This window comes from Pseudoneobacillus rhizolycopersici, from assembly GCF_054786815.1.
In genome coordinates this window covers 25,293-31,372 of the sequence record NZ_JBTOOE010000033.1, presented here as the reverse complement: position 1 = coordinate 31,372, position 6,080 = coordinate 25,293, and the positions used below count along the sequence as shown (strand labels likewise).

Here is a 6,080-nt window from a genome sequence, read left to right as displayed (position 1 = left end):
CGTGAGATTGGGAAAAACTCAGTCAAAGTTATTCCTAAACTTGTCGGTTCAGAAGAAGATTGGGAATAACTCAGTCAAAGTCATTCCCAAACATGGCAGTTCAGTGAGAGGTTGGGAATCACTTGGGCAAAGTTGTTCCGAAACTCGTCAGTGTAGCGTGAGATTGGGAAAAACTCAGTCAAAGTTATTCCTAAACTTGTCGGTTCAGAAGGAGATTGGGAAAAACTCAGTCAAAGTCATTCCCAAACTTGTCAATTCAGTTAGAGGCTGGGAATCACTTGGGCAAAGTTATTCCTAAACTTGGCAGTTCAGAAGGAGATTTGGAATAACTCAATTGTAACGGCGTAGTAAGGGTTTTATCTAGAGTATCTAAATTTCATCTTTAGGAGTGTGGCTGGTGACGAAAATACCTTTTCATAACTTGATAGAATCAGAGGAAGAGCTTCGTTCAATCATTGGATTTCCTAGCGAATTAGTGAAGCGGAAGGCAATAAATTATTTAGACCATAATTGTAAAGACTTTATTGCGAAATCACCATTTTTAGTCATATCAACATCGGATAAATCTGGTTTTTGCGATGTTTCGCCAAGAGGGGACCAACCTGGATTTGTCTACGTTCTAAATGAGAAATATCTAGTCATTCCAGAAAGGCCAGGAAATAAAAGAATGGACACGATGCTGAATATTCTTTCGAACCCACAGGTTGGATTACAATTTATGATACCGGGTTTAGGGGAAACACTCAGAGTGAATGGCAAGGCTAGGTTAGTTAGAGATCCAGAACTACTTGAAAAAATGTCCGCTAAGGGCAAGACTCCACTGATAGGAATCGGTATAGAGGTAGAGGAATGCTTTATGCATTGTGCAAAAGCCTTTATTCGGTCTGGGTTATGGGAGCCAAGCACTTGGCCGAACAGGGAAACATTACCATATGCTGCTAAAATTATCTATGAACATGCCAATCTGCCAGATAGCAGTCCACAAACGGTAGAAAATGGGTTAAAAGAAAGCTATGCAGAAAGGCTATATTAGTAAAGGTATCATATATGATCTCTCAAGCAGTCATTATTGAAAGTGGAAAGATACTTATGGTAAGGCAGTATGTACAAAGAGGGGATCTCGTTTGGAACTTTCCAGGCGGTGGGATTGAACAAAAGGAAACACCTGACCAGGCGTGTATAAGAGAAGTAAAAGAAGAAACAGGATATGATATTCAAATTGCAAAATTACTCTATCAAAACCAAGGAAAATACACCTTTCTAGCTAAAATTACGGGTGGCTATTTATTTTTGGATAAAGAAATGGTGGGAAATGAGGACCTAGTTGATGTTAGATGGATTAGTTTATTTGATAGACAATTTTTTGATCAATATACATCTCCAATAATAGAAATTTATTTAAATCAAATGAAGAGTAAATCAAATAGATAATTTGGTGATGACAATGGATTTAGACCGCTATTTTCTTGAATTAGCATTAGAAGAAGCAGAAATGGCATTTGAAGAAGGCACTTATCCAATTGGTGCGGTTTTAGTTGATGAGAAAGGAAAAATCTTAGCTAAAGGTAGGAATCGCGTCTTTTCAGCTTTGGACCCAACCTGTCATGCTGAAATAGATGTGATCAGAAAGGCTGGGGCTCAATTAATGGACCCTAGATACAAAAACAAATGTACTCTGTATACCTCCGTTGAGCCATGCCCAATGTGTTCCGGAGCCTTAATTTTAGCCGACATTAGTAGAGTTGTCTGGGCACTAAGTGATGAATATTTAGGGGCTATGCGAAAAATGAAAGAGGGTAGCAACTTTAGGCAAAAGTTTGATAAAGTCAGTATCAATCCCATGCCCTATAAGGATTTAGCCATCCGCCAACAAGAACTACATAGACAATGGGATGAAGGACGTGGAGTTAGGTATGTTGTGAGTAACCTTGTTGAATAATTTCTTTATGAGGCGGACACAGGTTCCGCTATTTTGATAATAAGCTTCTTAATTAATGGTTTCCCGGACACAAGTTCCGTTATTTCACCTGATTAGGGGTAAGATTCCCTGGAATATAGTAAATAACGGAACCTATGTCCTCAAAATCTAGAAAAGTGGTCAATTTTGCACAAATAACGGATTTTATGCCCGTAAATAATTCTTGCCCATTTTTTCTACACCAAAAGTTTCTCAAAACATACACATTCATGGGGAATGAAAGGAGAGTGTTTGAAATAACGACCATTTGTTTGATTCGACATGGGGAAACTGAATGGAATGCCTTGAGAAAACTTCAGGGGAGAACTGATATCCCGTTAAATAGCAAAGGAATCCAACAAGCCCAGGAATGTAGGGATTATTTAATAGACTCAGAGTTTGATGTATTAATATCAAGCCCGTTAAAACGAGCAAGACAGACAGCCGATATTATTAATGAAGTCTTAAACCTGCCGATTCTTGAAATGGACGAATTTCAAGAGAGATTTTATGGGGATGCAGAAGGAATGACAAAAGAGGAAAGAATAGCCGCTTTTCCAGATAAAAACTATTCAAATCAAGAAAGTCTGGAATCCTTAAATAATCGAGTAAACGCAGGAATAGATAACATCTATCAACACTATCCTGATAAAAAAATATTGCTCGTAGCCCATGGGGGCGTGATTAATTCTATTCTCTCGATCTTCTCAAATGGAGAAATCGGTTCTGGTAAAACAAGGCTAATGAATGCGTGCATAAGCAATGTTCATTTTCATGAAGAAAAATGGGTGATAAAAAATTTTAATCAAGTCAATCATCTATCAAGTTCTCATGGAAAATAGCGTAAAGAGACCCCTCAAGAAATGAGGGGCTTTTTTAATCATTAGGTACAAGCAAAATAAAAATAAAGGAGATTTCACTTCTCTCATAGAAATGATAATCTATCAAATTTTCGGGTGATACGAATGAAGAGAATCCATATCATCGGCTCTGTCGGTAGTGGCAAGACAACCTTGGCTAAAACGCTCTCCTCCAAGCTCACTATCCCTTATTACGAACTTGATAACGTGGTCTGGCAGCGAACTCAAACCGGTGACATTAGACGAAGTGAGCAAGAACGTGATGAATATCTCCAAAAAGTTATCATGTCCGATTGTTGGATTATCGAGGGAGCTCATCATAAATGGGTCCTACCAAGCTTTCAAAAAGCTGACTTGATCATTTTTTTAGATACTCCTATCTTCAATAGAAAATATCGCATCATTAAGCGGTTTATTTTTCAAAAATTAGGACTAGAAAAAGCAAACTATCAACCTTCATTTGCGATTTTCAAAAAGATGTTTGTCTGGAATAACTATTTCGAGCGAATCAGCAAGCCTGAAATAATGGGAATGTTACACCCCTTTTTATATAAATTATTGGTGCTAACAGACAATACAAAGGTAGACGAACTTCTAAATGGAGGTGACCACCGTGATCAGTCAGATAGCGAACGCGATACTGGAAACCACTCAGGATTATCTAACACAAACTGAAATCAAGCATCTAGAAGAAGCAATAGACTTCTCCATCAGTGCGCATGAAGGACAATTGAGAGCATCTGGCGAACCATATGTTACCCATCCGCTCACTGTGTGCAAAATTTTAGCAGAAAATAGAGCGGACATGATCACACTTATGGTGGGGTTGCTGCATGATGTGGTCGAAGATACGAAAATTACTCTCAACCAAATCAGTGAAAACTTTGGTGAAGAAGTTGCGTTTATAGTTAATGGCCTAACAAAAATGGAGAAGAATCCCTCGATTTTTAAAGAGGAATATGAAGCGATTAACTTTGAAAAACTTCTTACCGCTTCGGAACAGGATATTCGCGTTGCGATTGTGAAGATTGCCGACCGTCTCCATAATATGCAAACTCTCGCGGTAAAAAAAGTTGAAAAACGAGTTCCGTACTCCAATGAAACATTAATATTTTTTGCACCACTTTGTGAAAGATTAGGACTATTTAGCGTCCAACAGGAAATCGAGGAATTGGGCTTTCATTATCTTCATCCTAAAGCCTACAGCCGTGTAAAAAGGAAAATGGAGAACTACTTTCCAATTTTCCATAAGATACACAATGAGTTTAAAATCCGACTTGAAAATACAACCCCCATTCCATTTAAAGTTGATTGGCAGCAACAGCCAATTTATAAAGTGTATTCCCTTTTACAAGAGGGCCATCCATTTTCAGACATTTTTTCGATAAAAGTGGTCGTCAAAAAAACAATGGATTGTTACACAATGCTAGGAGTAATCCATCAATTATTTCAGGTTAAAGAAAATAGCTTCGAGGACAATATTGCCATTGAAAAAAATATCTTTTCTAAATATCTAAAAACGGTAGTGGAAATGGATGGGATTGAGGTGAACATTCATATTCAATCGAAGGAATTAGAGGCACGATCAGTTGAAGGAATTTTTCATTTTATTAAAAGCAGTGCTATAAGAGCGCCATTGAATGAGGTAAGTAACAAAGTCCTGAAGGATGCCATTCAAGCAGCCAAAATGTTAGCTGATAATCCAATTGAATTTTATGACTTAATTTCTTATGAGCTTTTTCAAAAAGAGATGACGATATACACACCAAAGATGGATGTCATAAACCTACCAGAAGGATCAACGGCCGTCGATTTTGCCTTCGCTTTAAAACCTTCCATTGCGAAAAAAATGTCTCACGTTAAGGTGAATGGAGCTAAAGTTCCAATTCATACTGAACTGAAAGATTTAGATATTGTCGAGATTATTTCTGATGGAGAAGAAACAGTTAATCATATTTGGCTAAATTATGCCAAAACAGCAAAAGCATTAACGGAAATGAATGATTGGTTTCAAAAAAGGAGTTTTTAAGTTGCCATTAACAGAAAAGGATATCATAGCTCTCATCCAATCAGACGAGTGGATGATGGAAATTTTAAAAACGGCCCAATCCTTACATTTGCCTGATTGGTGGGTGTGTGCAGGATTTGTCCGCTCAAAAATTTGGGATGTCTTGCACGGATTTAGTGAGAGGTCAGATTTAGCGGATGTTGATGTGGTTTATTTTGACCCGAAGAACACAGATGAACAGATTGAAAAGGAGCTAGAGGAAACGTTAAAAGCCAAACAACCGGGTATTCCTTGGTCCGTTAAAAATCAAGCTAGAATGCATGTTATTAACGACTTCCCACCTTATACCTCATCGGTAGATGCCATCTCTAAATTTCCGGAAACCGTCACGGCACTTGGGGTAAAGTTAGATGAAAACGACCAGGTGATTCTGACCGCACCATGTGGAATTGAAGATGTCATCAATCTAGTGGTGAAGCCTACTCCATATTTCTTGGAAACAGATGAGTTAAAACAAATCTATGAACAACGCCTTGAGACAAAGAAATGGGAGAGTAAGTGGGAGAAGGTTAAGGTCATTCATGCGTAAGATTAAAACCATCCTCTTCGATTTAGATGGTACTTTATTAAATCGAGATGCTTCCGTTCCATTGTTTTTAGCTGGTCAGTATGAAAGATTATATGAATGGCTTCAACCTATTCCTAAGGAAAACTACCTTTCAAGATTTATAGAGTTAGATTGCCGTGGCTATGTTTGGAAGGATATAGTATATCAACAATTAGTAAAGGATTTTAAGATTCAAGGGGTTACTTGGAATTTTATGCTCGAGGATTATTTGACGTACTTTAAAAATAGCTGTGTACCTTTCCCAAATCTAATTCATATTTTAGAAGTTTTGAAAAGTAAATCTATCCGTTTAGGGTTAATCACGAATGGAATGAGGACATTCCAAATGGATAATATTAAAGCCCTAGGCATTGAAAAATATTTTGATTGCATCCTTATTTCTGAATCGGAAGGAATTAAAAAACCTAATCCTGAAATATTTATTAAGGCTATTGAACAACTTGGTGTTTCGGCGAAGGAGTGTATGTATGTCGGTGATCATCCTGAAAATGATGTCAAAGGCTCTAAAAACGTCGGAATGTTGGGAGTTTGGAAGCGAGATCCTCAATGGGAACAGGCTGAGGCTGATTTCATCATTGATGATTTATTAGACCTACTAGAATTAATTAGTAAATAAAAAGGGCGTGT

General features: G+C 37.6%; 9 protein-coding genes. All 9 read left to right on the top strand.

Translation table 11 applies throughout. From position 1 onward, the window contains the following. A partial coding sequence (locus ACX9YW_RS21480; RefSeq protein WP_460350429.1) for a hypothetical protein occupies positions 1 to 298 on the top strand: 298 nt, incomplete at its 5' end. A gap of 99 nt (positions 299 to 397) precedes the next feature. After that, complete coding sequence (locus ACX9YW_RS21475) at positions 398 to 1,033, top strand: pyridoxamine 5'-phosphate oxidase family protein (RefSeq protein WP_460350426.1); 636 nt, start codon at positions 398 to 400, stop codon at positions 1,031 to 1,033. A gap of 14 nt (positions 1,034 to 1,047) precedes the next feature. Further along, positions 1,048 to 1,431 carry an NUDIX hydrolase gene (locus tag ACX9YW_RS21470; protein ID WP_460350423.1) on the top strand — a complete coding sequence of 128 codons (384 nt, stop codon included), beginning with the start codon at positions 1,048 to 1,050 and terminating at the stop codon, positions 1,429 to 1,431. A gap of 13 nt (positions 1,432 to 1,444) precedes the next feature. After that, positions 1,445 to 1,939: a nucleoside deaminase gene (locus ACX9YW_RS21465; RefSeq protein WP_460350421.1), complete on the top strand. Its 495-nt coding sequence runs from the start codon at positions 1,445 to 1,447 to the stop codon at positions 1,937 to 1,939. A gap of 275 nt (positions 1,940 to 2,214) precedes the next feature. Beyond that, on the top strand, positions 2,215 to 2,799 hold the full coding sequence (locus ACX9YW_RS21460) for a histidine phosphatase family protein (RefSeq protein WP_460350437.1): 585 nt from the start codon (positions 2,215 to 2,217) through the stop codon (positions 2,797 to 2,799). 123 nt (positions 2,800 to 2,922) lie between these two features. Next, positions 2,923 to 3,492: a EutP/PduV family microcompartment system protein gene (locus tag ACX9YW_RS21455; RefSeq protein WP_460350419.1), complete on the top strand. Its 570-nt coding sequence runs from the start codon at positions 2,923 to 2,925 to the stop codon at positions 3,490 to 3,492. Next, the gene (locus ACX9YW_RS21450; RefSeq protein ID WP_460350416.1) at positions 3,431 to 4,846 is read left to right on the top strand and encodes an HD domain-containing protein; all 1,416 of its coding nucleotides are present in this window, start codon (positions 3,431 to 3,433) and stop codon (positions 4,844 to 4,846) included. The genes ACX9YW_RS21455 and ACX9YW_RS21450 overlap by 62 nt, the downstream gene beginning before the upstream one ends. 52 nt (positions 4,847 to 4,898) lie before the next feature. Next, a complete protein-coding gene (locus ACX9YW_RS21445; RefSeq protein WP_460350435.1) occupies positions 4,899 to 5,414 on the top strand; it encodes a nucleotidyltransferase family protein in 516 nt (171 codons plus the stop codon). Then, positions 5,407 to 6,069: an HAD family hydrolase gene (locus ACX9YW_RS21440; RefSeq protein WP_460350413.1), complete on the top strand. Its 663-nt coding sequence runs from the start codon at positions 5,407 to 5,409 to the stop codon at positions 6,067 to 6,069. The genes ACX9YW_RS21445 and ACX9YW_RS21440 overlap by 8 nt, the downstream gene beginning before the upstream one ends. The last annotated feature ends 11 nt before the right edge of the window (positions 6,070 to 6,080 follow it).